Origin of the sequence: Microbacterium sp. LMI1x-1-1.1, assembly GCF_040676205.1 — a bacterium.
Classification (GTDB): Bacteria; Actinomycetota; Actinomycetes; order Actinomycetales; family Microbacteriaceae; genus Microbacterium; species Microbacterium aquilitoris.
The window spans coordinates 448128-474621 of sequence record NZ_JBEGHM010000002.1 but is presented as its reverse complement, the minus strand read 5'-3'; the positions used below and the strand labels follow the sequence as shown (position 1 = coordinate 474621).

The following is a 26494-nucleotide window of genomic DNA, read 5'->3' as shown; positions in this document are numbered from 1 at the left end:
GTCTACGCGGCGCATCGGACATCGGATCCGCCGCGGTCGAGGCGCCTCAGGCGCGCGGTGCGTGGTGCCGCTGCTGCGCGGCGAGCAGGCCTTCATCGACGAGTTGCTCGACGGCATCCGCCGCATCCCCGATGGCGATGGGGAGGTTGGGCCGCTCGACGGCACCAAACGGGTCGAGCACCCAGTCCGCCGGATCCTGACGACCGGGCGGGCGACCGATGCCGACGCGGACGCGCGGGAAGTCGGGGGTGCCGAGCGCCTTCGCGACGTCCCGGACGCCGTTGTGGCCGCCGTGCCCGCCGCCGACCTTGAGCTTGAGCGAGTCGAACGGGATGTCGAGCTCGTCGTGGACGACGACGACGCGCTCCGGCGGCACGGAGTAGAACGCCGCGAGCGCCGAGACCGGGCCGCCCGAGACGTTCATGAACGAGTTTGGTTTGGCCAGCACGAGCTTCGCCGCCCCCGGACGCAGCCATGTCTCCGCCACCCGCGCGTTCGCCTTGTGCGACCGCAGGGACTCGGAGCGTCGCCGCGCGAGCTCGTCGATCACCATCTGCCCGACGTTGTGACGGGTCGCCTCGTAGCGGGGTCCCGGGTTGCCGAGTCCCACGATCAGCCAGGTGTCGGCCATGGAGAGTCCTTCCGACGACGAAGCCCGTCGCAGCGGATGCGGCGACGGGCTTCGAACGGTGATGTCTTACTCGGCGGATTCCTCGGCGGGAGCCTCGTCGGACGATGCCTCGGCACCCTCCTCGGACTCCTCCGCCTCGTCCTCGACCGGAGCCGGCGGCAGGGCGACACCGACGATGAGCGTCTCGGGGTCGGTCACCAGAACCGCGCCACGGGGCAGCGTCAGGTCGGCGGCGGTGATGTGCGCACCGTCCTCGAGGCCCTCGACCGAGACCTCGACGTTCTGCGGGATGTGGGTGGCCTCGACCTCGAGCGTCACCGTGGTGTTCTCGAGGTTCGCGATGGTGCCGGGGAACGGCTCGCCGGTCACCGAGACGGGGATGTCGACCTCGATCTTCTCGCCCTTCTTCACGACGAGGAGGTCGATGTGCTCGATGATCTGGTGCACGGGGTCCTTCTGGACGTCCTTGACCAGCGTGAGCTGCTGCTTGCCGTCGATCTCGAGCTCGAGCAGCGCGTTGGCGCGGCGGATGAGCAGCGCGACCTGGTGGCCGGGCAGCGCGACGTGGACGGGGTCCGTGCCGTGGCCGTAGATGACGGCGGGGATCTTGCCTGCAGCGCGCAGACGACGGGCGAAGCCCTTGCCGAACTGCTCGCGCAGCTCAGCGACGACCTTGGTGTCGGTCTCGGTCACCATGAGTGTTCTCCTTGCGGGCCTTCTCGGCCCAGTCGATCGGGGCCGGTACGGCCTCGTCTGTCGTCGGGGCCGATGCGGCCCAGACATGGTCTGTGGTTCGACTCGAACGCGTGCGCGTGAGGAAAGCCGCGAAGCCTGCTTCACCGCGTCGATCACGGATGCTGTGCATCCCTCGCCGAAGTTCGGACCGAGTCTACCAGCGCGGTGGATACGATGGAACGTCAGTCCCCCACGCCCGAAAAACGGAGGAACACATGGACTACGGATGGATGTCGCACGCACTGCTCTGGTTCGTCGGAGCTCTGAGCACCGCGACCGCCGTCTGCGTTGTCGGCGCCTTCTTCTCCCTCGGCCGCAGCTACAAGGACTGACCCCGTCACACGAGACACCCCCTCCGGGTCAGCGGATACAGTGACCGGGAGGGGCTTCGCCGGTTCCGGCATCCACCCCTGATCCGCTCACACCTCACGCAGACCTGGAGCTACGCATGTCGTCGTCCCCCTCTTCCACCGGACACTCCAACGACCAGGACCAGGCTCCTCACGAAGCCACCCGGCAGCACGAAGGGGCTCCGCAGCCCGAAGAGGTCGACCGTCCCACGCACCCCGAGGCGTCCGCCACGGGCAGCGACTCCGGTGAGGCCAACATCGGCGTCGTCGGTCTCGCTGTCATGGGCTCCAACCTCGCCCGCAACCTCGCATCGCGCGAGGGCAACACGGTCGCCGTCTTCAACCGTTCGCGCTCGAAGACCGACGAGCTGATCGAGGCCCACCCCGAGGCCGAGTTCGTCCCCGCCTTCACCTACGAGGAGTTCGCCGCGTCGCTGCAGAAGCCGCGCACCGCGATCATCATGGTCAAGGCCGGAAAGCCGACCGATGCCGTCATCGACGAGCTCATGCGTGTGTTCGAGCCCGGCGACATCATCATCGACGGCGGCAACAGCCTGTTCACCGACACCATCCGTCGCGAGAAGGCGGTCTCCGAGGCGGGCTACAACTTCGTCGGCATGGGCGTCTCGGGCGGCGAGGAGGGCGCGCTGAACGGCCCGTCCCTCATGCCCGGCGGTCCCGACGAGGCGTGGGTCACGCTCGGCCCGATCCTGAAGTCGATCGCCGCGGTCGCCGAGGGCGAGCCCTGCGTCACCCACATCGGCCACGACGGCGCCGGCCACTTCGTGAAGATGGTGCACAACGGCATCGAGTACGCCGACATGCAGCTCATCGCCGAGGCGTACGACCTCATCCGCCGCGGCACCGGCAAGACGCCCGCCGAGATCGCCGACGTCTTCGAGGAGTGGAACCGCGGCGAGCTCGAGTCCTACCTGATCGAGATCACCGCCGAGGTGCTCCGCCAGACGGATGCCACCACCGGCAAGCCCCTCGTCGACGTCATCGTCGACCAGGCCGGCGCCAAGGGCACCGGCGCGTGGACGGTGCAGACCGCCCTCGACCTCGGCGTCCCCGTCTCCGGCATCGCCGAGGCCACCTTCGCCCGGTCGCTGTCGAGCCACCGCGAGCAGCGCGACGTCGCCGGCGAGCTCCCCGGCCCCTCCTCCGAGGACTTCACCGTCCCCGACGCGGACGCCTTCATCGAGCAGGTCCGGCTCGCCCTCTACGCCTCGAAGATCGTCGCGTACAGCCAGGGCTTCGACGAGATCCGCGCCGGTGCCGCCCAGTACGGCTGGAACATCGACCTCGGAGCAGTCAGCAAGATCTGGCGCGGCGGCTGCATCATCCGCGCCCAGTTCCTCAACCGCATCGCCGACGCGTACGACGAGCAGGCCGATCTCCCCGTCCTGCTGACGGCGCCCTACTTCGTCGAGGCGCTCGGCCGCACCCAGGATGCCTGGCGCGAGATCGTGCGCGTGTCGGCGGCCGCCGGCATCCCGGCTCCCGCCTTCAGCTCGTCGCTGGCGTACTACGACGGCCTGCGCGCCGACCGCCTGCCGGCCGCCCTCATCCAGGGTCAGCGCGACTTCTTCGGCGCGCACACCTACAAGCGCATCGACAAGGACGGCACCTTCCACACCCTGTGGTCGGCTGACCGGACCGAGGTCGAGGCCGAGGACACCCACTGAGCCGCAGCGATACGGCGCTGCGGGTCCACCGGGTCGCCGCGCGCGTCGTCCTCGCGATCCTCACGGGCCTCTACGCCTGGATGGTCGCGTGGATGACGCTGCGCGCGGCGCCGTACGGCTCCGACATCGCCTCGGGTCTCAACCGGCTCCTGGCGTGGTTCGCCGACCGGCCGTCGACCGCGTGGATCACGTTCGACCGCGTCGAGTTCGGTGCCAACGTGGCCATGTTCGTCCCGCTCGGGGTGATCGCGGTGCTGTGGTTCGGCGTGCGCGGCTGGTGGGCCGCTCCCCTCATCGGCGCGCTCGCGAGCGCGACGATCGAGGCGCTCCAGGCTCTCCTGCTCGATGCGCGCGTGGCGGACGTGCGCGACATCATCGCGAACACCCTCGGGTCGGTCATCGGAATGTGCCTCATGCTGCTGCTCGCCTTCCTCCTCTCGCCGCCGAACCCGCGTCGGTACGAGGAATCCCGAGCGTGACCGAAGCGAAGGCATAGCCCGCTCATAGATATGTCATGAGAATGGAATCATGACGATGCCTGCCCCCCTGCTCCAGCGCCCCGACGGCTCCCCTCTGCGTGTCCTCGTCGTCGACGACGAGCAGATGCTCACCGATCTGCTCTCGATGGCCTTGCGCATGGAGGGGTGGGAGGTCCGCACCGCCGGTTCGGGGTTCGACGCGCTGAACGCCGCGCGCGAGTTCGCGCCCGACGCGATGGTGCTCGACATCATGATGCCCGACCTCGACGGGATGTCGGTGCTGCAGCGCCTGCGCCAGGCCGGCGACGACGTGCCCGTCCTGTTCCTGACGGCGAAGGACTCGGTCAGCGACCGCGTCGCCGGCCTCACGGCGGGCGGTGACGATTACGTCACCAAGCCGTTCAGCCTGGAAGAGGTCGTGGCGCGGCTGCGCGGCCTCATGCGGCGGGCCGGGGCATCCGCCGGCACGGCCGACCCGATCCTCCGCGTCGGCGACCTGACCCTCAACGAGGACTCGCACGAGGTGTTCCGCGGCGACGACGAGATCGAGCTCACCGCCACGGAGTTCGAGCTGCTGCGCTACCTGATGCGCAATCAGCGCCGCGTCCTGTCGAAGGCGCAGATCCTCGACCGCGTCTGGAACTACGACTTCGGCGGTCGCTCGAGCGTCGTCGAACTGTACATCTCCTACCTCCGCAAGAAGATCGACGCGGGCAAGGAGCCTCTGATCCACACCGTCCGCGGCGTCGGCTACATGATCAAAGCGAGCCAGTGAGCAGCAGCCCCCGCCGCCGCCGGCACCGGTGGAGTCTGCAGGCACGGCTGATCACCGCCGTCGTCTCGTTCGTCTCGGTCATCCTCATCACCGTCGGCCTCGGCACCGGGACGGTCCTCGAATCCGTCCTGCGCGAGAACCTCGACGCGAAGGTGACGCGCGCGCAGGACTCGCTCGTCATCGACCTGAACAGCCGCGCCGAGGCCATCCTCAGCCGCAGCCGGCCGGAGCGCGGCACCCTGCTCATCGTCAACAACATCGCCGGGCCGAGCGCGGCGTACATCGACGACGAGGGCGACGTCCGCACCCTCAACATCGGCCGCATCGCCAGCACCCCTCTCGACCAAGCCGGCTGGGCGGACGCGAACGTCCAGGGACTCGGCGACTACCGCCTGCACGTCCAATCGGCACCGTACTCGAGCATGACCACCGGGCTGCCGACCTCCGAAGTCACGAGCGTGAGCGCACGGATCGTCACGACCGTGGCGCTCCTCACGACCGGCGGGCTCCTCGTCCTCGCCGCGATCATCGCGCTTCTCATCCGTCGCGCCCTCGCCCCCCTCCGCTCGGTCGCCGCGACCGCCTCCCGCGTGGCCGCCATGCCGCTTTCGGAAGGCACGGTACGCATCTCCGAGCGCGTCCCCGACGAGGACACCGACACCCACACCGAGGTCGGCCAGGTCGGTCACGCCCTCAACACGCTGCTCGACCACGTCGAGACCTCCCTCGCCGCACGCCAGCGCAACGAGGAGCGCATGCGGGCGTTCGTCGCGGACGCGAGCCACGAGCTCCGGACACCGCTCGCCTCGATCCGGGGATACTCCGAGCTGTCGCTGCGCGGCATCCGTCAGGCCGAGTCGTCCGGGACAGCAGCTCCGGGCATCGTCGCCGAAACGACCCGGGAATCGCTCGAGCGCATCCAGGCGCAGTCGCTCCGGATGACGGCGCTCGTCGAGGACCTCCTGCTGCTCGCCCGCCTCGACGAGGGGACGGAGCTCGTCTACAGCGCCGTCGATCTCACCCGCCTCGCCGTCGAGGCCGTCTCGGACGCCCGCGTCGCGGGCACCGACCACGAGTGGGTCCTGGACGTCGCGGACGAACCGGTCATCGTCGCCGGTGACACGGGGCGCCTGCACCAGGTCGCCGCGAACCTCCTGGCCAACGCCCGCGTGCACACCCCTGCGGGCACCCGCGTGACGACGACGGTGGAGACCCGCGACGGCGAGGCCGTCCTGCGCATCCACGACGACGGTCCCGGTATCGACCCCTCGATCGTCGACGACCTGTTCGAGCGCTTCAGCCGCGCGGATTCATCGCGGGCCCGCCAGACCGGCGGGACGGGCCTCGGTCTCTCGATCGCCCGGGCGATCGTCACCGGCCACGGCGGGCGCATCGTCGTGGCATCCGAACCCGGTTCGACGACCTTCGAGGTGCGCCTCCCTGCCCGGCCCGACTCCCCCGCCGACTCGTCGGCAGCGTAGTCCCCGGCCCGCACGGGGGAAGCAACACGTGAGGTCCCACTCCGGCCGGGAATCGAGACGGCTTTCCCGGCCGGAGTGGGACCTCACGCACGCACCGCCGGTTCAGTACCCGCTGAACGCGTCGGTCGTGATCGACTTCGCGCGCTCGAGTGCGGGGGTCAGCGTCGCGATGAGGGCGGGCGGGCCTGACACGTACGCGTGACGCCCGGCGATGTCGGGCACGAGACGCAGCAGGCTCTCGGCGTCGAGTCGTGCTCCGCCGCCCCACGTCCACCCGACAGGCAGGTGAGCGGGCTCGTCGCGGGTGATCACGATGACCGGGATGCCGGCCGCCTCGAGGTCCTCGCGGAACGCGAGCTCCTCGCTCGCAGACGCCACGTAGACGAACACGACGTCACGACTCTCCTGCGTGAGCCTGATGTGCCGCAGCTGCGACACGAACGGGGTCACGCCGATGCCGGCGGCGACCATGAGGACGGGCGCGTCGGTACGGCGCGGAAGCACGAAGTCCCCCCAGATGCCCGTGATCGCGAGCTCGTCGCCGGGCTCCACCGTGGCGATCGCCTTCTTGTAGCTCGACTGGGATCCCTCGCGCATCGCGATCTTGACGAGCGGCAGTTCGGCAGGTGAGGAGAGGATGCTGAACTCCCGCCGCGTGCCACGGGAATCCGCACGCGCGTGCGGGACTTCGAGCTCGAGGTACTGACCCGGCGCGAAGCGAACGGGACGCTCGGTCCGGAAGCTGTACTCGCGGACGCTCGGCGTCACCGCCGTCCGCTCCACGATCGTCAGCCGGACAGCGGTGCGCATCGCGAAGACGAAGGCGACCAGGTTGCCGAGGAGGAGCGCACGCTCCTGACCGAGCGTGATGGCACCCAGCGAGATCGGCCATCCCGCCAGCACACCGACCACCGCGGCGACGGTGAACTGCTGCCAGCGTCGCGGCGGCAGCGTAAGGGGCTCGGACAGCATGAACGCGCCGAGGAAGAGGAAGGGCGAGGACAGCACGAGGCTCGTGAACGTCATCCCCGGGTCGAGGGCGAAGCCTGCGGCCTGCGCCTGCACGATCGTGCGGACAAGCCCCACCGCGATCGCGATCACGAGGAACAGTCCCACGACGCGGACCTTCTCGGTGCGGACCAGGACCGCCAGTCCCAGCAGCAGCACCGGTACGACGAGCGCGGGGGTCCCGACCCACCAGGCCGATGCACCGAGGTCGGGGGCCCAGATGCTGACGATGGTGAGTGCGGTCGCTCCGGCGGCGGCCGGGTTGAGGATGTGACGTCCCTGCCAGGCGATGACGTACTTCGACAGCGACGCGATCGCGCCGGCGATCACGAGGCCGAGCAACGCCAGCGGCTCGAGCGAGGGCCGCAGGACGAACACCAGGATGAGTGCCGTGATGAGGGCCGACTCGATGCGCCACGGCCGACGGACGATCCGCTGGGCGATCGCGTCGACGGCCGCGATCGACACCGCGAGGACGGCGACCGACACGACGAGCGCGAGGGGGTCGACCGACACGGCGCCGGTGAACGAGAGCACCAGCGCGATGACGGCCAGCGCGGACAGCGCGAGGAGGACCAGGCGGTACATCGACAGCCGGCCGAGGACGCCGAGGAGACTATTCCAGGTGGCACTGAGGGACGAGATCACGAGAACAACTCCGCTTCGCATTGGGGGGACCACTCGACGGAGCCGTCGGTGCGCATCCGCACCCACCCGACTCCCCATTCGGCGGCCAGCTGGGGGCCGCCGTCGAAGAACAGCGCGGTGGCGACGGCATCCGCTGTCATCGCATCGTGCGCCACGGCCCAGGTGGCCGCGTATTGCCGCACCGGCTGGCCGGTGCGCGCGTCGAGGACGTGATGGAGACCCTCGCCCCATGCGCGCCTGTTGACGGCGGAGGCGCAGAGGGCGGCATCCGTCACCGACCAGACCCCGATCGCCACGGAGGCGTCGTACGGGTGCTCGAGGGCGATCCGCTGGGTCGTGCCTCGGATCGCGATGTCGCCGCCCGCATCGACGACCGCGGCGCCGCCGGGCACCCGCGTCAGGACGAGGTCGGCGAGCCGGCCCTTGCCGAGCGCACCGACGTCGAGCAGGGCCGGTTCGGCGAGACGGAGGGTGCCGTCCGACCACGTCACCGATCGTCGCCAGTCGAGCGGAGCCGCCACGGCCCCGCGGTCGACGAGCGAATACGTCGCATCGTATCCGCGGCGGGCGAGGCTCTCCCCCACGAGGGGGTTCACCGCACCGGAGGTGGCGGCGTCGAGGGCGTCGTAGGCGTCGAGCATGGCGGCCGCGTCGGCGGGCGCCGGTACCCCTCCTGCCGTCTGCGACAACCGCGTCACGAGCGAGTCTGCGCGGAAGCGCGACCACTCGCGGTCGAACGCGCCGATGGCGTCCGTGATCTCATCACGGACGCCATCGTCGAGAGGGGAAGCGGCGTCGATGCGCCAGAGCGTCCCGATCGCCTCGAACGCCCAGGAATGGGCGAGGGGCGCGGTCGGGGTCATGACGCGGCTTCGGTCCGGATCTCCTTGACCGCCGCGTTGAACCCGCCGCTGGTGAGCGACGAGCCGCCGACCTTGTCGACCGTGAGGTCGGCGAGCTTCTTGCCGACGGCGACATCCTTGATGCCCCCGATGAACTCGCCCTGGTACCGCTTGGATTCCTGAGCCTGCGGCTCACCGGTGACCTCGACGTCGGTCACCACGTCGGACGCGACCGTCAGAGTGACCGAGATCTTCTCGATGGTCTCGGGGGTCTGGTAGGTGCCGTCGGCCGTGTAGGTGCCGTCCGTGAAGCTGGTGGACCCTGTCGACGAACCGCTGCCGGCGTCGGCCGAGGCGGCCGGATTCTGCGAGGCGGTGCCGGAGTCGGCGGTGGACGTGGTCTGGCCCGCGCATCCGGCGAGCAGAGCGAGGCCTGCGACGGATGCGGCGGCTGCGCCGACGCGGAGCGGTCGGGGTACGGCTGTGGTGCGGATCATGAGTGGTCCTCCTTGGGTCGTGCCCGCCCGGTCTGGAGCGAAGGGCGATGACTCCAGGAAATCGATCCCGGACATGGCGATGCTTGCAGAAGCCTATGCATCGGCTGACAACGAAGGCCGCCCGGTGAACGAGACGCTACCGGACGGCCGACGGATGAGGAAGATTCAGGCTGCGCCGTCGAACATGCTGGTGACGGAGCCGTCCTCGAACACCTCGCGGATCGCGCGGGCCAGCAGCGGCGCGATCGGAAGGATCGTGAGAGCGGGGAACCGCTTCTCGGCGGGCAGCGGGACCGTGTCGGTGACGACGACCTCATCGATGGAGGGGTCCTGCAGGCGCTCCACGGCGGGGTCGCTGAAGATCGCGTGCGTCGCGGCCACGATGACACGCTCCGCGCCGTTGGCCTTGAGAGCCTGCGCCGCCTTCACGATGGTGCCGCCGGTGTCGATCATGTCGTCGACGAGCAGGCACACGCGGCCCTCGACCTGACCGACGATCTCGTTGACCGTGATCTGGTTCGCGACGTTGGGGTCGCGACGCTTGTGGATGATGGCGAGGGGCGCGCCCAGGCTGTCGGACCAGGTGTCGGCGACGCGGACGCGTCCGGTGTCGGGCGACACGACGGTGAGCTTCGCGCGGTCCTCGATAGAGAGGGTGTTCTCGAAGTACTCGAGGAGGACGGGCTTGGCGAACAGATGGTCGACGGGACCGTCGAAGAAGCCCTGGATCTGCGCGGCGTGCAGGTCGACGCTCATGACCCGGTCAGCGCCCGCGGTCTTGAACAGATCCGCCACCAGGCGCGCGCTGATCGGCTCGCGCCCGCGGCCCTTCTTGTCCTGCCGGGAGTACGGGAAGTACGGCGCGACGACGGTGATGCGCTTCGCGGATGCCCGCTTGGCGGCATCCAGCATGATGAGCGTCTCCATGAGCCACTCGTTGACCGGCGGACCGAAGCTCTGGATGAGGAAGAAATCACACCCGCGGATCGAGACCTCGAAACGGGTCAGGATCTCGCCGGAGGCGAAGGTGCGGTGCTCCGTGGGCACCAGCTGGGTGCCGAGGGCTGCGGCGACCTCGGTCGACAGCTCCTCGTGCGAGCGTCCCGACGCGACGACGAGACGCTTCTTGGTCTTGGCCACCAGTCCCGGCGCGATTCCGCGCTCGGTGTCGAGGTCAACCGTGTGCTGCTTCTTGCGACCCATCGCCAGCTTCCTGTGCGGACCGGACACGAGCGGCGGCTTCTGCCGCTCCCGTTCCCGGTCGATTGTTCTCGACCCACCCGGCGATGTTCCGCTGGGGGGCGATGCTGAGGGCGAGGGCGCCGGCCGGGACATCCTTGCGGATCACGGCTCCTGCACCCGTCTTCGCGCCCTCACCGATCCTAACGGGCGCGACGAACACGTTGTGCGAGCCGGCGTGGACTTCGTCGGCGATCTCGGTGCGGTGCTTCGAGATGTCGTCGTAGTTCGCGGTGATCGCCCCGGCGCCCAGGTTCACGTTGCGGCCGATCGTCGTGTCGCCGACGTACGACAGATGCGGGACCTTGCTGCCCTCGCCGATCGTGGAGTTCTTCGTCTCGACGAAGGTGCCGATCTTGCCGCGTTCGCCGAGCTCGGTGCCCGGGCGGACGTAGGCGAAGGGACCCACCGTGGCTCCCGCGCCGATGACCGCGAGCGTCGCGTCGGTGCGGGTCACGGTCGCTCGCGCGCCGATCTCGCAGTCCACGAGGCTCGTGTCGGGCCCGATCGTCGCGCCCTCCGACACGCTCGTGGAGCGGAGGATGTGGGTGTTCGGCAGGACGGTGACGTCGGGCGCGAGGGTCGCGGTCACATCGATCCAGGTGGTCGCCGGGTCGATGACCGTGACCCCTTCGAGCTGCCACCGGCGGACCGTGCGGGCGTTGAGGAGGCGTCCCACCTCGGACAGCTGCACGCGATCGTTGACGCCGTACGTGACGGTGACGTCCTTCGCGACGGATGCCGCGACCCGCCCGTCCGCGCGACGCAGGAGCGCGACGATGTCGGTGAGGTACTTCTCCTTCTGCGCATTGTCGGTGCCGACGTGGGGCAGGTGCTGACGGAGCGCCGCGGCGGCGAAGACGTACATGCCCGCATTGACCTCGGCGACGGCGGCCTCGTCGGGCGAGGCATCCTTCTGTTCGACGATGCGGGCGACGCTGCCGTCGCTCTCGCGGATGATGCGGCCGTACCCGGTCGGGTCGTCGACGACGGCGGTCATGAGCGTCGCCCCCGCACGGACGGCGCGGTGTTCGGCGACGAACGCGCCCAGGGTCTCGACGTCGGCGAGCGGGCAGTCGCCGCTCAGGACGAGGACGTCGCCGTCGAAGCCGCCGAGCGCGTCGAGCGCGACCTCGACCGCGCGGCCGGTGCCGGGGATCTCGTCCTGGTCGACGACGACCACCTCGGGCGCGACGCCGAGCACAGCGTCGGCTACCAGGTCGCGCTCGTGGCGGACGACGACGACGACGTGCGCGGGAGCGAGGTCGCGGGCGGTGTCGAGCACGTGGCCGACGAGCGGGCGCCCCCCGATGCGGTGCAGCACCTTGGGGAGGGAGGACTTCATCCGCGTGCCCTGGCCGGCGGCGAGGATGACGACGGCGAGGCGCGGATCGAGGTTGTCGGTCATGCTCCGCCGCCAGGATTCGAACCTAGACCTCACAGCTCCAAAGGCTGTCGTGCTGCCATTACACCACGGCGGACCGCAGCCGACCGGGGGTCCGGCGGCCGCCTGACAAGTCTGCCATGCGGCCGCCGTCCCTCCGGGCGCGTCAGCGACGCACCGTCACCGTGAGCGGCGTGCTCGTGCTCGTTCCGGCGGCGTTGCGGAACTCCACCCTGTACGCGTGCGATCCGCGGCTGACGCCGGATGCCGCATAGGTCGCCTGCTGCGCCTTCGGCGTGCGCGCCGCGAGGTCGCCCTCCGCGACGACGCGGCCGTCCTCGAAGACCCGGTAGGAGGTCGCGTTCGTGCCCCACCACAGGTTGGCGGTGACCGTGAAGGTGCCGTCGCCGTCGTGGTTGTCGTGGCTGAGGACGGGGATGCCGGGGGCCGCGGCATCCACCACGACCGTCATCTCGGCGGTGCGGGTCTCACCGCGGGTGTTCGCCAGCACCGCGGTGTAGCGGTAGGTGCCGTCCGCGCGGCCCGTGACCGGGACTCGGGCGGTCTGCGCCCACGTGCCCCGGTACGCAAGGGGCACGGTGTCCAGGAGCCGGCCGTTCTCGTAGAACCGCACCGACGAGGCGTTCTCGCCCCACCACAGGTTCATGGTGAGCGTGTAGTCGCCGTCCTTGAGCCCCGTATCGTACCCGTTGTCGTTCGACAGGGTCGCCGTCCCGGGTCGCGCCGTCGCGGTGTCGGCGTCCGTCCGGACAAGGCCGGCGCGGACGTCGACGAGGAGAGCCCGGGCACGATCCACCTCGGCCGCGGTGGGCCAGGCGGCGGCCACGACGATGCGGGCCTTCTCGACGGCCGCCGGGATCCGCGCCGACGACCACGCGGCGTACGGGGCGGTGTCGAGAGCCTCGAGGTCTCCGATCCCGGCGGCGAGCTCGCCGGTCGAGACGCGCTCGCCGGTGCGGACGACCCGGATCTGATCGACGGTGCCCCACGCCTCGGCGGGCAGGTCGGCGGCGACGCCGACCGTGAGGATCCCGTCGGCCCCGACCGTGACGGCCGGAGTCGTGCCGGTGCGGAACTGCTGCCAGCCCTCCAGCGGGACGGGAGCATCGACGGTGCGACCGCCGGTCGTCGCGGTCACCGTGAGGGCGCCGTTCCCTTCTCCGTCTCCCTGCTCACCGTCTCCCTGCGCGGTCGCAGAGACGGCATACGTGCCGGGCGTGACACCCGCGATGCGCTGCGTCACGGCGAAGCGGTAAGCGGACCCGGACCAGAACGACACCGCACGCGCGCCGGCTGAGGCATCCGTCGTCGCGCCGATCGTGGCGCCGGTGCCGGTCACGGTCCACGGCGACGCGTCCGAGGATTCGAAGCCCCCGTCGCGCACCCAGGCGGCCGCCGTCACGGTGACGGCCGCGGTCACGTCCGTGCCGGCGGCGCGGCCTCTCACCTGATACTCGCCGGGGCCGGTGATCCACGAGACCGCGTCCGACCAGGTCGCGGGTGCGGTGCGGACCGCCCCGTCCCACGCGCGGACGGTCACGGAGGCGGGCAGTCTCACCGGCTCGCCTTCGCCGACCGTCACGGCGACCGGCAGCACGACCGGTGCCGGTGCCTCACCAACGAGCACGAGGCCGTCGAAGGCAGCCGTCAGCGCGGCCTCGGCGGCGGTGACGCGATCAGCGCTCGGCGCGGAGGACGACAGGACGAGACGCGCGATCCGAACGGCCTCGTCGAGCGTCTCGATCGATCCCGTGGTGGCGGCCGAGCGTTCGACGTCGTCCGCGCGGTCCACGAGCGCCCGCAGGCCCGCGGTGTCCACCGCGTCGGCCGCTCTGGTGAGCACGAGGTCGTCGAGCGTGCCCCAGGCGCCGGCAGGGAGGGATGCCGCCACCTCGACGGTCGCGCTGCCGCCCTCGGCGACCGTGACGGCGTCCGTCACGGGAGTCGACCAGGCACGCCAGCCGTCGAGCCCGAAGTCGGCTGAGGCCGCCGCATCCCCGGACGAGACGGTCAGTCGGACGTTCCCGTCGCTGCCCTCACCGTCGCCCTGCAGCGCCCCCGATGCGGAATAGCGACCGGCGGGGAGCCCCGACACGGTCTGACGGAGCGTGTAGGTGTAGGCCGATCCGGAGTAGAAGTGCGCCGATCGCTCCCCCGTGCGGGGATCGTCGGTGGCCCGCAGGGCCAGTCCCTCACCGGTGACGCGCCACATCGACACGTCCGCGTCCTCGAACCCCGGGTTCCGCAGTCCGTTCACGGGACGGATGACGACGGTCACCGTCGTCGCATGGCCGGACGACGTCGTGCCGCCGAGCGAGTACGTGCCGGGCCCGCCGATCCACTCGGCATCCCGCGACCATTCGACCGTCTCGTCGTCGACGGATCCGTCGTTGAAGGTGACGGCGACCGTGGCGGGGAGGACGATGTCGTCCCCGTCGGTGAAGGAGACGGTCGGGTCCTCGACGTCCACGACCTCGCGCGGGGCGACGGCGCCGGTCCGGGCGTAGGAGAACACGTTGAGGGATTCGAGCGGGGTGCCGTCGGCCGCGAAGAGCGCCTGGTTGTCCCAGGCGGATCCGCCGTACCAGCGCCCGGCGTCCTCGGGTTCGTACTCCCCCGCGAAGCTCGACGCCCACCCCGACCCGTCCCGCTCCCACAGGACCTTGTTCTGCGCGAGGCGGTCGGGCGGACCGACGGGGAGCCAGGCCGGCTCCCAGTAGAAGACGCCGATGCCGGCGTCACCGACGTCCACCACTGCCTGGATGACGTTCCGCACCGCGGTCGCCTGACCCTGCACCGAGACGGGGTACTGCGTCGCCTCGGAGGGGAGGTCGATGACGTTGCCGTGGCCGTCGGCGTCGTCGAGCGTGTGCGCCCACGACGTCTCGGCGACCATGACCTTCTTGCCGTAGGTGTCGGCCACCTGCCGGAGGACCGAGGTCAGATTCGCCGTGCTGCCGTGCCAGAACGGGTAGTACGACGAGGCGAAGACGTCGTAATCGACGCCGTACGTCTTCAGGTTGGCGGCGTACCCGGCGTACCGGCCCGCCGTCTCGGGGTTCGTGAAGTGCACGGCGACGAGGGCGTCGGGATACACGTCGCGGACGGCGGCCGACCCGGCCGAGAAGATCTTCGCCATGCCCGGCCACCCGGTGACCCCCGCGACGGCGTTGTTGGTCTCGTTGCCCACCTGCACCATGTGCACATCGACGCCGGCGTCGGCGAACACCTCGAGGGCGTCTGCGGTGTAGTCCCTCGTCTGTGCGGCCTTCTCGTCGACGCTGATGTCCCGCCAAGCCTTCGGAGCCTGCTGCTTCGCGGGGTCCGCCCAGAAGTCCGAATAGTGGAAGTCGACGAGGACGCGCAACCCTGCCTCGGTGGCGCGGCGACCGATCTCGAGGGCACGGTCGACATCGACGTCGCCGCCGCCGTACCCGTTGCCGTCGGCGTCGAACGGGTCGTTCCACACCCGGACGCGGACGTCGGTGACGTCGTGGTCGGCGAGGACGTCGAATAGGTCGGCGGGCTCGCCCGCGTCGTCCCGGAAGACGACGCCCGAGGCCTCGAGGGAGAGGACGGACGAGACGTCGACGCCGTTGATGAAGTCGGCAGGCAGGCCGTCGACCTTCGGGACGACGATGCCCGCGTCGACGGGTCCCTCGGCGGCCGAGGCGACCGGTGCGGTGATCACACCGGCGCTCAGCATGCCGAGGAGGAGGGCGGTCGTGGCGGTCGCGGCGGTCGTCCGCCGCGCGCGCGATGCAGGCATCGAGGTGATCCTCTTCGATCTCGGCGGTCACGTCGTCGCCCGCCTGTTACCGGTCACAGTAGCAGGCGCTCTGCGATGATGAGGAGATGGTCCCCGAACATGACGAGGTCGACCGGATCGTGAGCGCGTGGGTCGCGCAGCGACCCGATCTCGACTTCTCCCCCCTCGAGGTCCTCTCGCGCGTAGACCGGCTGTCGCGCCATCTCGACCGTGCCCGCCGCGACGCGTTCCACCGCAGCGACCTGGAGCCGTGGGAGTGGGATGTGCTCTCCGCGCTGCGCCGCGCCGGCGAGCCGTACCGGCTGAGCCCGAAGCAATTGCTCCAGCAGACCCTCGTCTCGAGCGGCACGATGACGAACCGCATCGACCGTCTCGTGGAGCGCGGCCTCGTCGTCCGCGCTGCCGATCCCGGCGATGGCCGCGGCGTGCTCGTCACCCTCACCGAGGAGGGACGCAACCGGGTGGATGCCGCGATCACACGACTCGTCGATGCCGAAGCGGAGCTGCTGGGCCAGCTCTCGCGTGCCGACCGCGAACGCCTCGCAGGGCTCCTGCGCAAACTCAGCCTCGGCTTCGACGCCTGAGTCCGCGATGGCGATGCGCGCTCCGCTCCCCGTCCGCGACGGGGTGGGTCCCACCCGGCTCCGAGTACCCCGGACGGGACCATGGGCCACGATCGCGGAATACGTGACGGGACGGTTCTCGCACATCGACCCGGAGGTCCTCCTCGGCCGGTTCGATCGCGGTGAAGTGGTCGCGTTCGACGGCACGCGGCTCTCGCGCAAGACGCCGCTGGGAGCCGAGGACTTCGTCTGGTACTACCGCGAGCCGCCCGACGAGCCCGCCATCCCTTACGACGTCGCGGTCCGTCACCTCGATGACGACCTGCTGGTCGTGGACAAGCCGCACTTCCTCCCGACGACACCGGGCGGCGGGTTCCTCATGAACTCCGCCCTCGTGCGACTGCGGCAACGGTTCGACAACCCCGACCTGACGCCCATCCACCGACTCGACCGCGCAACCGCCGGTCTCGTCATGTTCTCGGTACGCCCCGCGACCCGCGGCGCGTACCAGACGCTCTTCGCCGACCGCGCCGTCGAGAAGGTCTACGAAGCGGTGACGACGATCCCGGGCAGCGGGATGCCGCCGCTCCCCCTCGTCGTCCGCTCGCACCTCACGAGCACACGCGGAAGCCTCCGCGCGATCGTCCACGAGGACCGCGAACCGAACGCCGAGACGCTCGTGGAGGCGATCCGCGTCGGCGAGACGGCGGCTCACCTCCGGCTGCACCCGCGCACGGGACGCATGCATCAGCTGCGCTCCCACCTCGCCGGGATCGGGCTCGGCATCCTGGGCGACCGGTTCTACCCGGACCTGCTGGACGAGGCGCCGGACGATCCCGAGCGCCCGCTGCAGCTCCTGGCCCGTGAACTGCGGTTCGTCGATCCGCTCAGCGGCGAACAGCGCGAGTTCACCACCGGCCTCGCGCTGCGCGAGGCCGACCGCGTCTGATCAGCCCAGCTCTTCGCTGAGCTCGAACCAGCGGTCCTCCGCCTCGGCGACCTCGGTCTCCATGGCCGCGATGTGCTGCATCTTCTCGCCGAGACCGACGTAATCGCCCTGGTCGTGGTCGGCGAGGGCCGCCCGGGCCTTCGCGATCTGGTCCGACAGCTTCTTGATGCGACGCTCGAGGCTCGTGACCTCCTTCTCCGCCGTGCGACGATCAGCGCCCGACAGAGCGGATGCCGTCGGTGCCGCGGCATCCGCCTTCTGACCGCCGGGAGTCGCCGCACCCGTCGCCTGCGGCTGGCTCGCGCGCAGGCGCAGGTACTCCTCGATCCCGCCGGGGAGGTGGCGGAGACCGCCGCCCATGACGGCGTACTGCTGATCGGTGACGCGCTCCATGAAGTAGCGGTCGTGGGACACGACGATGAGGGTGCCCGCCCAGGAGTCGAGGAGGTCCTCGATGGCCGCGAGCATGTCGGTGTCGAGGTCGTTCGTCGGCTCGTCGAGGATCAGGACGTTCGGCTGGTCGAGAAGGATGAGCAGCAGCTGCAGGCGTCGCTTCTGGCCGCCGGAGAGGTCCTTCACGGGGGTGGAGAGCTGCGCCGAGGCGAACCCCATCCGCTCGAGGAGCTGCCCGGGGGTGAGCTCCTGCGCCTTCGAGCCGGCACCGAACGTGTAGGTCGTCCGCAGGCGCGAGACGACGACGCGCACCGGCTCGTTCAGGTGCGGGTCGAGCTCGTCCATCCGCTGCGTGAGGGTCGCGACCTTCACGGTCTTGCCGTGCTTGACCCGTCCGCTGGTCGGCGGGACCGTGCCCGAGACGAGGCCGAGGAGCGTCGACTTGCCGGCGCCGTTGACACCGAGGATGCCAGTGCGCTCCCCCGGCGCGATGCGCCACTCGACGTCCCTGAGGATCTCACGGCCGTCGTAGGCGACACCCGCATCGAGGAGGTCGACGACGTCCTTGCCCAGACGCGCCACGGCGAGGGACTGCAGCGAGACCCGGTCACGGATCTCGGGGACGTCGGCGATGAGCTCGTTCGCCGCGTCGATCCGGAACTTCGGCTTGGTCGACCGCGCGGGGGCACCTCGCCGCAGCCACGCGAGCTCCTTGCGGGCGAGGTTCTGCCGCCGCGCCTCGATCGTGGCGGCCTGGCGGTCGCGCTCGACCCGCTGGAGGATATACGCCGCGTAGCCGCCATCGAAGGGCTCGACGATGCGGTCGTGGACCTCCCACGTCTTGGTGCACACCTCGTCGAGGAACCACCGGTCGTGGGTCACCACCATCAGGGCACCCGATGACGGCGACCAGCGGCGCTTCAGGTGCTCGGCGAGCCAGGCGATCCCCTCGACGTCGAGGTGGTTGGTGGGCTCATCGAGGGCGAGGACGTCCCAGTCCCCCGTGAGCAGCTGGGCGAGCGCCACCCGGCGGCGCTGGCCACCCGAGAGCGTGCCGATGGCGGCATCCCAGTCGAGGTCCGACAGGAGACCCGCGATGACGTCGCGCACGCGCGCGTCCCGCGCCCACTCGTGCTCGGGGCCGTCGCCGACGACGGCGCGTCCCACCGTGAGGTCGTCGGGAAGGACGTCGCTCTGCTCGAGGACGCCGATCGTCACGCCGCCGCGCACGGTGACGCGTCCGGAGTCGGGGTCGCGGCGACCGGCGAGCATCGCCATGAGGCTCGACTTGCCGTCGCCGTTGCGGCCGACGATTCCGATGCGGTCGCCCTCGTCGACGCCGAGTGAGACGCCGTCGAAGACCACTTTGGTCGGGTATTCCAGGTGCAGGGCCTCGGCCCCGAGAAGATGTGCCATCACCTCCAGGCTACGCGGCGCCGCCTGACCGCTCGGCGTACGCCGCCCCGCTGGTCCCGACCACGGTCAGTACCAGAAGCTCAGCCGCGGCGGCGTCGTCGCCGCAAAGACCCGTGCGACGCGATGCGGGTCGTCGGTCTCGACGCGTCCCGCGCGAGCGAGAGTCACCGGGGACACGGCGCCGAGGAGCATCGCCGAGAGCTCTTCGACACCGAGACGCACGAGCGGGACCCCGAGGGGCGGGTCATCGACGACGTCGACGCCGGGCGTCTCGCCGGCCGTCAGGACGAAAGTGCCGTCGGCGATGCCGAGCGCATCGGTCACCTCCAGGGCGATGACGTCCTCGACGTCGTAGCTGCGGGCGGCCAGCGTCGCCGGGACGTCGAGCACGCGGAGATAGTGGTGGTCCCGGCTCGTGATCCGCGCGGCTCGCTTGTTGTCGATCATCCACCAGAGCGGCTCGTCGACCGACAGTTCGCTGGCCCGGACGGTGCCGACCAGGTCGAGGGTCAGCAAAAAGCGCCACAGGCCGGCGTAGGCGGCGTCCGTCCCTGCCACCACTCGCGGCACCGTGGCGGTCGAGGCAGCCCAGTCGTCGTCGTCCTCGGTGATGCTGTAGACGGCGACGCCTTCGACCTCGCCCGCCGGCGAGCGGTATTGGACGACGCGCAGCTTGTCGGCCTTCTCGGCGTCGGCGCGCGTCCCGAACGTGCGGTCCCAGTGCCCGCCGGGCATGGTGATCTCGCCCGGGGTGGCCAGGCGGATCCGCTCGTACAGGTCGGTCGCGGCATCCCGACCCTGCTCGCGCGTGATGTAGTCGATGCGCCCGGGGGCGACCGGGCCGATCCATCCGGTGCGGCGCGTGGAGATCTCCCACGACGTGGCGGTGACCGCGGGGGCGAAGCCGAAACGGCCGTAGATTCCGGACTCGCTGACGGTGAGGCCCGCGATCGGGAACCCGAGCGAGACCGCGGTGCGCAGTTCGCCGCGCATGAGGGCGCTCAGGATGCCGCGACGGCGGTGCGTGGGCGCGACGGTCACCGCGCTGACGGCGCACATCGGAACGGCCGACCCGCCGGGCAGGGTGAGCTCGGTCCCCCACGACGCGAAGGTCGCGACGGGGACGTCGGTCTGCACGCCGGCGGCGTCGTACACGCCGATCTTGCGGCGGTAACCGTTGCGGGCGAAGGACTCGGTGTACTGGGCCTCGGTGGGCTCCCCGCCCAGGAAGCCGCGGGCCACGGCATCCTGCCAGCGATGGGTGCCCTCCTGATCGTCGTCACCGACGCGCGCTGCGCGGAGGCCGCGCGCGTCCAAGGTGGCGGTCAGGTCGTCGTCGAGAGCGGCCGAGTGGAACTGGTCATCGAGGGAGCTCATCCCCCCAGGCTAGGGGGACGTGCCGACACGGGCGAGGTCAGACCACGCGCGCGCCGGCGACGGGACCCGTCACCGCGTGGACCTCGTGGCCTCGCGCCGCGAGCTGCTCGGCGATCCGCTTCGCGTGCTCCGAGTCCGCGGCGAGGAAGGCCGTGGTCGGCCCGGAACCCGACACCAGCCCGCCCAGCGCACCGGCGTCGAGCCCCTCGTCCAGGAGGACGGCGAGGTCGGGTCGCAGGTGGACGGCGGCGAGCTGCAGATCGTTGCGGATCGCGGTTCCCAGCGCCGCGGCATCCCCTGAGCGCAGCGCTCGGAGGACCGCGGGGTCGACCGACGGCAGGGCACGGTCGGGGGCGATGTCGGCCTCGGAGCGGAGGCGATCGAGCGTCCCGTAGACCTCGGGCGTCGAAAGTCCGCCGCCGTCGGCCACCAGCACCCACGCGAAGAACCCGCGCCCCAGGGCGGGGGCGAGCTCGTCGCCGCGCCCCGTCCCGACCGCGGTGCCGCCGAGCAGGGCGAACGGGACGTCCGCGCCGAGCTGAGCGCCCAGCGCGTGCAGTTCGGTCGAGCTGAGCCCCCCGTCGACGAGCTCGTTCACCGCGACGAGAGCAGCGGCAGCATCGGCCGACCCGCCTCCCATGCCGCCGGCAACCGGTACGCCCTTGTGGATCTCGAGACGGATGCCGCCCTCCCACCCGACGGCGTCCGTCACGAGGCGCGCCGCGCGGAGCGCGAGGTTCGACTCGTCGAGCGGGACGCCCGATACGTCGACGTCGCCGCTCACGGAGAGACTCGTGACGTCGGCATGCGACGCCCAGACATCCTCGAACAGCGAGACCGCCTGGTAGACGGAGGCGACGTCGTGGTAGCCGTCGTCGCCGACGGGGCCCACCTCGAAGAAGAGGTTGAGCTTGCCCGGCGCGCGCACGTGCACGCGCCGGGACGTGTCGAGGGACAGACTCACGCGTTGGCCGAATCGGCCCACAGGTCGACGTCGATCGCGCCCGACAGTTCGTCGATGCGGGCGAGCTCGTCGTCGTCGAACGGCGCACCGTCGACGGCGGCGAGGTTCTGATCGAGCTGCTCGGGGCGCGAGGCGCCGATGAGCGCAGAGGTCACCACCTCATCGCGCAGGACCCATTGGATGGCCATCTGCGCGAGGGTCTGGCCGCGCTGCTGAGCGATGTCGTTGAGCGACCGCAACGTGTCGAGCGCCTTCTGGTTCAGCTGACCGTCGGGCAGCGAGAAGCGGCTCTGGGCGCGTTCGGCGCGGCCGTCGCCGAGGTACTTGTCGGTGAGCAGGCCCTGCGCGAGCGGGGTGAACGCGATGGCACCCATGCCGGCCGTCTTGAGCGAGTCCGTCAGGCCGTCCTCGACCCAGCGGTTGAGGATCGAGTACGAGGGCTGGTGGATGATGAGCGGCGTGCCGAGGCTCTTGGCCACGGCGACGGCCTCTTCGGTGCGCTCCGCACTGTAGGAGGAGATGCCGACGTAGAGGGCCTTGCCCTGGCGGACCAGGGTGTCGAGGGCGCCGATGGTCTCCTCGATCGGCGTCACGGGGTCGGCGCGGTGCGAGTAGAAGATGTCGACGTAGTCGACGCTCATGCGCGTCAGCGACTGCTCGGCGCTGGCGATGAGGTACTTCCGCGAACCGTAGTTGCCGTAGGGGCCGGGCCACATGTCGTAGCCGGCCTTGGAGGAGATGATCAGCTCGTCGCGGTACGGTGCGAAGTCCTCGCGCATCATGCGGCCGAAGTTCGTCTCGGCCGAGCCGAACGGCGGGCCGTAGTTGTTCGCGAGGTCGAAGTGGGTGACGCCCCGGTCGAAGGCGTGCCGGAGCAGAGTACGCTGGTTGTCAAAGGGGATGTTGTCCCCGAAGTTCCACCAGAGTCCCAGCGAGATCGCCGGCAGATACAGGCCGCTCGAGCCGACCTGGCGGAAGGCCCCCGCATCGTAGCGGGAGGACGCCGCCTGATAGGGGCGGTGGGTGTCGCCATTGCGCGACGAGGGGAAACGGTCCGCGTAATCGGTCATCACCCCAGGCTAGCGATGCCGGACACCCGAAACGTCGGCGAAACGACCGCCACTTACTCTTGCTCGACCGAATATGCACAACAAGGAGAACATATGGCGCGACTGACTGCACTGCCGTCCGAGGGTGGTTCCTGGACCGCACTCCTCGAACGCGAGGACATCGTCCTCGTCGGAGGCATGCTTCATCTGCGCCATGACGACACCACTCCCGAACAGGCTCGCATCGACGACCTGCTGCTGATCGCCGATGCGTTGTCGGATGCCGGCATCCCGCACCTCCTCATCCGTCACTCCCGCGCCGTCCCCGGTCTCGTCGTTGACCTCGCTCACCGCGACCGCGCCCTCGCGGCACTGACGGACCAAGCCGTCACAGAACCGCTGTACGCGAAGGCCAAGGGCGGCACGCCCGTGCCCTTCGGCGAGCTGCGCCTGCGCGGGTCGGGCCCGTCGTCGCTGCGCGTGTTCCGTCCGCGTATCGCCGGCGAGCTGCGCTACGGCGCCGGCCACGGCGTTCGGGTCGAGTTCTGGCGCTTCGGCGAGGAGCTCGTCGAGGCTCCGCACGCCAACGACCTCACCCGGCGCGCCTTCGCGGCGGAGGACGTCGAGCCCGCGACCGTCGAGCGCTACGGCCGCACGTGGCAGACGCTGCACGGGATGTTCGACCCCCACCCGGGCGAGGTCACCCACGAGATCGACATGGTCTTCTCCTGGGTCGACGGATCGTCGTCCGAGTTCCAGCGCCAGCGCGCGGCCCAGCTGTCGGAGTACGTCGTCGGCGACGGCGACGACGGGCCCGCCCGGTACCGCCACGTCGACGAGCTGCGGTACGCCCTGCGCAGCGTCCACATGTACGCGCCGTGGGTGCGACGCATCTTCATCGCGACCGACTCCCCCGCCCCCGCGTGGCTGCTCGACCACCCGAAGGTGACGATCGTCCGGAGCGAGGAGTTCTTCGAGGACACCTCGGTGCTCCCCACGCACAACTCGCACGCCGTCGAGGCGCAGCTGCACCGCATCGAGGGGCTGTCGGAGCACTTCCTGTACTCGAACGACGACATGTTCTTCGGTCGGCCGCTGTCGCCCGAGCTGTTCTTCTCCCCCGCTGGCGTCTCGTCGTTCGTCGAGTGCGACGTCCGCATCGGTACCGGCCCCCGCCGCGTCGCACGGAGCGGCCACGACAACGCGCTGCGTCTCAACCGCGAACTCCTCAAGGAGCGTTTCGGACGCACGATCGTCCGCGACCTGGAGCACTGCGCGGCACCGCTGCGCCGCTCGGTGATGTTCGAGCTCGAGCGGGAGTTCCCCGAAGAGATCCGGCGCACCGCGGCATCCCGCTTCCGCTCCGCGACCGACGTGTCGGTGACCAACTGCCTGTACCACTACTACGCGCAGTTCACGGGGCGTGCGATCGCGTCGACCGCGCCGCGTGTGCGGTACTTCCAGACGACGCAGGCCGCGTCGCTGCGACGGATGGAGCGCCTCGCCGAGCGCGGGGACGTGGACATGTTCTGCCTCAACGACGGCGGCGACCTCGAGGTGCCCGAAGCGGTGCGCGTGCGCGCGGTGACGGGTCTGCTCGAGCGGCTCTTCCCGGTCCGCGCGCCCTGGGAGGACCCTGCGGTCAGTGCAGCGCCGGCACGCCCGGTCGAGCTGCACGCGTGACGGAGCCGGTGACGCCCGCCTCGCGCAGACGTCGCTGAGCCTCGGCGGGGTCGATGTACTCCAGCGGCCGCGGCACGTCGATCGGCACGACCGAGTGGACGACCGTGTCGTCGTAGACGTGCACGAGGTTGTACGCCTGCGCGCCGTCCTGCGGACGCGAACCGCCGACGGGGACGGTCAGATCCTGCGCGTAGCAGGTCGACGACGCGACGGACACGGGGATCCCCGCGAACGTCGCGAACGTCGAGTAGTGCAGGTGCCCGGCGATGATCGCGCGGACGTCCGTGCCGCGCAGGACGTCCGCCAGCCGGTTCTGGTCGCGCAGCTCGACGCTCGCCGCGAGCGGGAGGACGCTCGGGACCGGCGGGTGGTGCATCGCGAGGACCGTGCCGAGCGGCGCCGGCGTCGCGAGCACGCCGCGCAGCCACGCGAGCTGGGCGTCGCAGAGCTCGCCGTGGTGGTGCCCGGGCACGCTCGTGTCGAGGGTGACGATGCGGAGCCCGTCGAGCTCGTCGACCCGGTCGTAGGGTGCCGTCGGATCGGCGGGCGTCTGGTCGAGCAGGTGCTCGCGGAAGGCGCCGCGGTCGTCGTGGTTGCCCATGACCCACAAGAGCCGTGCGTCGAGCCGCTCGGCGAACGGCTCGACGAGGGCGCGGATCGCGTCGTACGCAGCGGCCTCGCCGAGATCGACGAGGTCCCCCGTGAAGACGACCGCGTCGGGAGCGATGCCACTGGTTTCGATGGCGTCGAGCGCGGCGGTCAGCGATGCCTCCCCGTCGACGCTCTCGAACAGGCGAGGTCCCGGGCCACGCAGATGCGTGTCACTCAGGTGGAGCAGGATCCGTTCGGCGGCCGGATGCTCGGCGCGGCGCATGGTCACTTCTTCCGTCAGTGCGAGAGCTCGGGTGCCCCCGCCGTGCTCTGAAATGTTACCGGCATGTTTCGGGAACACGGGGTGAATGACGCGCGAAGTCTACGAGAACGGGTGTGGGTGTCGCTTCGAGAGGAGACGACGGATGCCGAGGGCTCAGGCGCGGGCGATGCGGACGAAGTCCTCGATCGTGAGTTCCTCTCCACGCGCGGTGGGCGCCACGCCGGCGCGTTCGAGCACCTCGCTGGCCGCGGCGGACGACCCGCCGAGGACGGCGGACAGGGCCTGGCGGAGCATCTTGCGCCGCTGCTGGAACGCCGCGTCGACGATCGCGAAGGTGCGGAGGCGCTCCTCCTCGGTGCCGCGGGCCGCGGCATCCCGTTCGAAGCCGACGAGGACGCTGTCGACGTTGGGGACCGGCCAGAAGACCTGACGGGAGACGGTGCCGGCGAGGCGCCAGGTGCCGTACCAGGCGGCCTTGACGCTCGGGGCGCCGTAGACCTTCGAACCGGACGGGGCCGCGAGGCGTTCGCCGACCTCGGCCTGCACCATGACGACGCCGCGCTGGATGGTCGGGAAGTGCTCCATGAAGTGCAGGAGCACCGGAACGCTGACGTTGTACGGCAGGTTCGCGACGAGGACGTCGGGGTCGCCCGGGAGCTCGCTCACGCGAAGGGCATCCTGCGCGACGACGGTCAGCGCGCCGTCGGGGACGCCGTGCGCCGCGGCGGTGGCGGGCAGGCGCTCGGCGAGGCGGTGGTCGATCTCGACGGCGGTGACCGGGGCGCCGGTCTCGAGGATGGCGAGGGTCAGCGAGCCGAGACCCGGCCCCACCTCGACGACGCGGTCGGCCGAGGTCACGCGCGCGGCCGTGACGATCTTGCGGACCGTGTTGGCGTCGACGACGAAGTTCTGCCCGAGCTTCTTGGTGGGGGTGACGTCGAGGTCGGCGGCGAGGGCGCGGATCTCGGCGGCTCCGAGGAGGGTGACGGGCATGGGTTCCAGCCTAGTTGCCGGGCTCCCCGGACCCCGCCGCCGTCCGCGCTTCCTGATGATCGGCGGCTCAGCCGCCCTCGCCACCCGGGTCGACGGGAGCGCCGTCCCCGTCCTCCGGAATGTCGCCGCGCTCGACGGGTCCACCGCGATCATGGCGTCGTTGCACCTCGGCGAACATCCGATCGACCTCCGCGACGGTCGGAGCCCGCAGGCCCGCGGCGGCCTCTTCCAGATCATCCCGAGGTGCGCCGAGGCCGTCGCCGCCGACGATCACCACCGTTCGGCCCTCCTGGACGACGGCGAACTCGTCGATCCCCCCGGCCGACCGGTGCCACGTCGCCCCGTCCTGGATGCAGGTGGCCTCGCCGCCGCCCCACAACTGCTGAGCGGCGCAGCCGTCGGCATCCATCTCCCCCGGATCGGTGCGCACGGTGATCATGTCGCCCGTGCCGGGCTTCGCCCACGTCGCGGTCATGCCGCCCTCGTCCGTCTCGTTCACGGACTGCGGCGCCAGGTCGTATCCCTCGATCGTCGTCGTCACCACGAGCGCGGGGTCGACACCGAGGTGCGAGACCCGTTCGGCGATCTCGGCGGGCGTCGCCGCAGCCGCCGCGCCGCACCCCGAAAGTCCGATCGCCACGAGGGCCGCGGGCAGGGCGAACAGCAGGCGACGAGGCATGCGGCTC

Annotated in this window: 22 protein-coding genes and 1 tRNA gene; 7 read left to right on the top strand and 16 right to left on the bottom strand. The window is 70.7% G+C overall.

Translation table 11 applies throughout. The features are described from left to right. Positions 1 to 46 precede the first annotated feature (46 nt). Together pth and MRBLMI1x_RS09955 are read right to left on the bottom strand one after the other, a co-directional pair. The gene (pth, locus tag MRBLMI1x_RS09960) at positions 47 to 631 is read right to left on the bottom strand and encodes an aminoacyl-tRNA hydrolase (protein ID WP_018188356.1); all 585 of its coding nucleotides are present in this window, start codon (positions 629 to 631) and stop codon (positions 47 to 49) included. 66 nt (positions 632 to 697) lie between these two features. Next, positions 698 to 1327 (bottom strand): 50S ribosomal protein L25/general stress protein Ctc, encoded by a 630-nt coding sequence (locus MRBLMI1x_RS09955; RefSeq protein ID WP_116228885.1) that lies wholly within the window; start codon positions 1325 to 1327, stop codon positions 698 to 700. A gap of 487 nt (positions 1328 to 1814) precedes the next feature. On the opposite strand from MRBLMI1x_RS09955, the gene gndA reads away from it, so the two are divergent. From gndA to MRBLMI1x_RS09935, 4 genes are all read left to right on the top strand, one after another. Further along, positions 1815 to 3404: an NADP-dependent phosphogluconate dehydrogenase gene (gene gndA / locus MRBLMI1x_RS09950; RefSeq protein WP_116228884.1), complete on the top strand. Its 1590-nt coding sequence runs from the start codon at positions 1815 to 1817 to the stop codon at positions 3402 to 3404. A gap of 80 nt (positions 3405 to 3484) precedes the next feature. After that, the gene (locus MRBLMI1x_RS09945; protein WP_363458549.1) at positions 3485 to 3883 is read left to right on the top strand and encodes a VanZ family protein; all 399 of its coding nucleotides are present in this window, start codon (positions 3485 to 3487) and stop codon (positions 3881 to 3883) included. Between the two features lie 49 nt (positions 3884 to 3932). Beyond that, a complete protein-coding gene (locus tag MRBLMI1x_RS09940) occupies positions 3933 to 4658 on the top strand; it encodes a response regulator transcription factor (protein WP_018188361.1) in 726 nt (241 codons plus the stop codon). After that, the gene (locus MRBLMI1x_RS09935) at positions 4655 to 6139 is read left to right on the top strand and encodes a sensor histidine kinase (RefSeq protein ID WP_363458546.1); all 1485 of its coding nucleotides are present in this window, start codon (positions 4655 to 4657) and stop codon (positions 6137 to 6139) included. Before MRBLMI1x_RS09940 ends, MRBLMI1x_RS09935 begins: the two co-directional genes overlap by 4 nt. Positions 6140 to 6241: 102 nt before the next feature. Here MRBLMI1x_RS09935 and MRBLMI1x_RS09930 read toward each other — a convergent pair whose 3' ends face one another. The 7 genes from MRBLMI1x_RS09930 to MRBLMI1x_RS09900 form a co-directional block, all read right to left on the bottom strand. Beyond that, positions 6242 to 7795, bottom strand: a complete 1554-nt coding sequence (locus MRBLMI1x_RS09930; RefSeq protein ID WP_363458544.1) for an FAD-dependent oxidoreductase — start codon at positions 7793 to 7795, stop codon at positions 6242 to 6244. Continuing rightward, positions 7792 to 8658, bottom strand: a complete 867-nt coding sequence (locus tag MRBLMI1x_RS09925) for an FAD:protein FMN transferase (RefSeq protein WP_363458542.1) — start codon at positions 8656 to 8658, stop codon at positions 7792 to 7794. Before MRBLMI1x_RS09925 ends, MRBLMI1x_RS09930 begins: the two co-directional genes overlap by 4 nt. Further along, positions 8655 to 9134, bottom strand: a complete 480-nt coding sequence (locus MRBLMI1x_RS09920) for an FMN-binding protein (protein WP_336123950.1) — start codon at positions 9132 to 9134, stop codon at positions 8655 to 8657. The genes MRBLMI1x_RS09925 and MRBLMI1x_RS09920 overlap by 4 nt, the downstream gene beginning before the upstream one ends. Before the next feature lie 165 nt (positions 9135 to 9299). Further along, a complete protein-coding gene (locus MRBLMI1x_RS09915) occupies positions 9300 to 10337 on the bottom strand; it encodes a ribose-phosphate diphosphokinase (RefSeq protein WP_363458540.1) in 1038 nt (345 codons plus the stop codon). Continuing rightward, complete coding sequence (gene glmU / locus MRBLMI1x_RS09910; protein ID WP_336123954.1) at positions 10309 to 11781, bottom strand: bifunctional UDP-N-acetylglucosamine diphosphorylase/glucosamine-1-phosphate N-acetyltransferase GlmU; 1473 nt, start codon at positions 11779 to 11781, stop codon at positions 10309 to 10311. Before glmU ends, MRBLMI1x_RS09915 begins: the two co-directional genes overlap by 29 nt. Before the next feature lies 1 nt (position 11782). Then, positions 11783 to 11854 (bottom strand) — tRNA-Gln (locus MRBLMI1x_RS09905). Positions 11855 to 11923: 69 nt separating this feature from the next. Further along, the gene (locus MRBLMI1x_RS09900; RefSeq protein WP_363458538.1) at positions 11924 to 15547 is read right to left on the bottom strand and encodes a glycosyl hydrolase 53 family protein; all 3624 of its coding nucleotides are present in this window, start codon (positions 15545 to 15547) and stop codon (positions 11924 to 11926) included. An 86-nt stretch (positions 15548 to 15633) separates the two neighbouring features. On the opposite strand from MRBLMI1x_RS09900, the gene MRBLMI1x_RS09895 reads away from it, so the two are divergent. Together MRBLMI1x_RS09895 and MRBLMI1x_RS09890 are read left to right on the top strand one after the other, a co-directional pair. Continuing rightward, the gene (locus MRBLMI1x_RS09895) at positions 15634 to 16131 is read left to right on the top strand and encodes a MarR family winged helix-turn-helix transcriptional regulator (RefSeq protein ID WP_020097035.1); all 498 of its coding nucleotides are present in this window, start codon (positions 15634 to 15636) and stop codon (positions 16129 to 16131) included. Between the two features lie 103 nt (positions 16132 to 16234). Beyond that, complete coding sequence (locus MRBLMI1x_RS09890; RefSeq protein ID WP_018188371.1) at positions 16235 to 17059, top strand: pseudouridine synthase; 825 nt, start codon at positions 16235 to 16237, stop codon at positions 17057 to 17059. On the opposite strand, the gene MRBLMI1x_RS09885 is transcribed toward MRBLMI1x_RS09890, so the two are convergent. From MRBLMI1x_RS09885 to mgrA, 4 genes are all read right to left on the bottom strand, one after another. After that, entirely contained in the window at positions 17060 to 18868 is a 1809-nt protein-coding gene (locus MRBLMI1x_RS09885) for an ABC-F family ATP-binding cassette domain-containing protein (protein ID WP_363458535.1), read from the bottom strand. Between the two features lie 66 nt (positions 18869 to 18934). After that, on the bottom strand, positions 18935 to 20245 hold the full coding sequence (locus MRBLMI1x_RS09880; RefSeq protein ID WP_363458533.1) for a GNAT family N-acetyltransferase: 1311 nt from the start codon (positions 20243 to 20245) through the stop codon (positions 18935 to 18937). 37 nt (positions 20246 to 20282) lie between these two features. Further along, complete coding sequence (locus MRBLMI1x_RS09875; protein WP_018188375.1) at positions 20283 to 21209, bottom strand: 4-(cytidine 5'-diphospho)-2-C-methyl-D-erythritol kinase; 927 nt, start codon at positions 21207 to 21209, stop codon at positions 20283 to 20285. Beyond that, the gene (gene mgrA, locus MRBLMI1x_RS09870; RefSeq protein WP_116228875.1) at positions 21206 to 22279 is read right to left on the bottom strand and encodes an L-glyceraldehyde 3-phosphate reductase; all 1074 of its coding nucleotides are present in this window, start codon (positions 22277 to 22279) and stop codon (positions 21206 to 21208) included. Before mgrA ends, MRBLMI1x_RS09875 begins: the two co-directional genes overlap by 4 nt. A 93-nt stretch (positions 22280 to 22372) precedes the next feature. Here mgrA and MRBLMI1x_RS09865 point away from each other — a divergent pair, with 93 nt between their 5' ends. After that, a complete protein-coding gene (locus MRBLMI1x_RS09865) occupies positions 22373 to 23941 on the top strand; it encodes a stealth conserved region 3 domain-containing protein (RefSeq protein WP_363458530.1) in 1569 nt (522 codons plus the stop codon). Here the strand turns inward: MRBLMI1x_RS09865 and MRBLMI1x_RS09860 are convergent. From MRBLMI1x_RS09860 to MRBLMI1x_RS09850, 3 genes are all read right to left on the bottom strand, one after another. Continuing rightward, positions 23901 to 24815, bottom strand: a complete 915-nt coding sequence (locus MRBLMI1x_RS09860; RefSeq protein ID WP_363458528.1) for a phosphodiesterase — start codon at positions 24813 to 24815, stop codon at positions 23901 to 23903. The two genes, MRBLMI1x_RS09865 and MRBLMI1x_RS09860, sit on opposite strands and share 41 nt — an antisense overlap. 153 nt (positions 24816 to 24968) lie before the next feature. Further along, complete coding sequence (gene rsmA, locus MRBLMI1x_RS09855) at positions 24969 to 25808, bottom strand: 16S rRNA (adenine(1518)-N(6)/adenine(1519)-N(6))-dimethyltransferase RsmA (protein ID WP_020097028.1); 840 nt, start codon at positions 25806 to 25808, stop codon at positions 24969 to 24971. Positions 25809 to 25875: 67 nt separating this feature from the next. Next, a complete protein-coding gene (locus MRBLMI1x_RS09850) occupies positions 25876 to 26487 on the bottom strand; it encodes a hypothetical protein (RefSeq protein ID WP_363458526.1) in 612 nt (203 codons plus the stop codon). Positions 26488 to 26494: the final 7 nt, after the last annotated feature.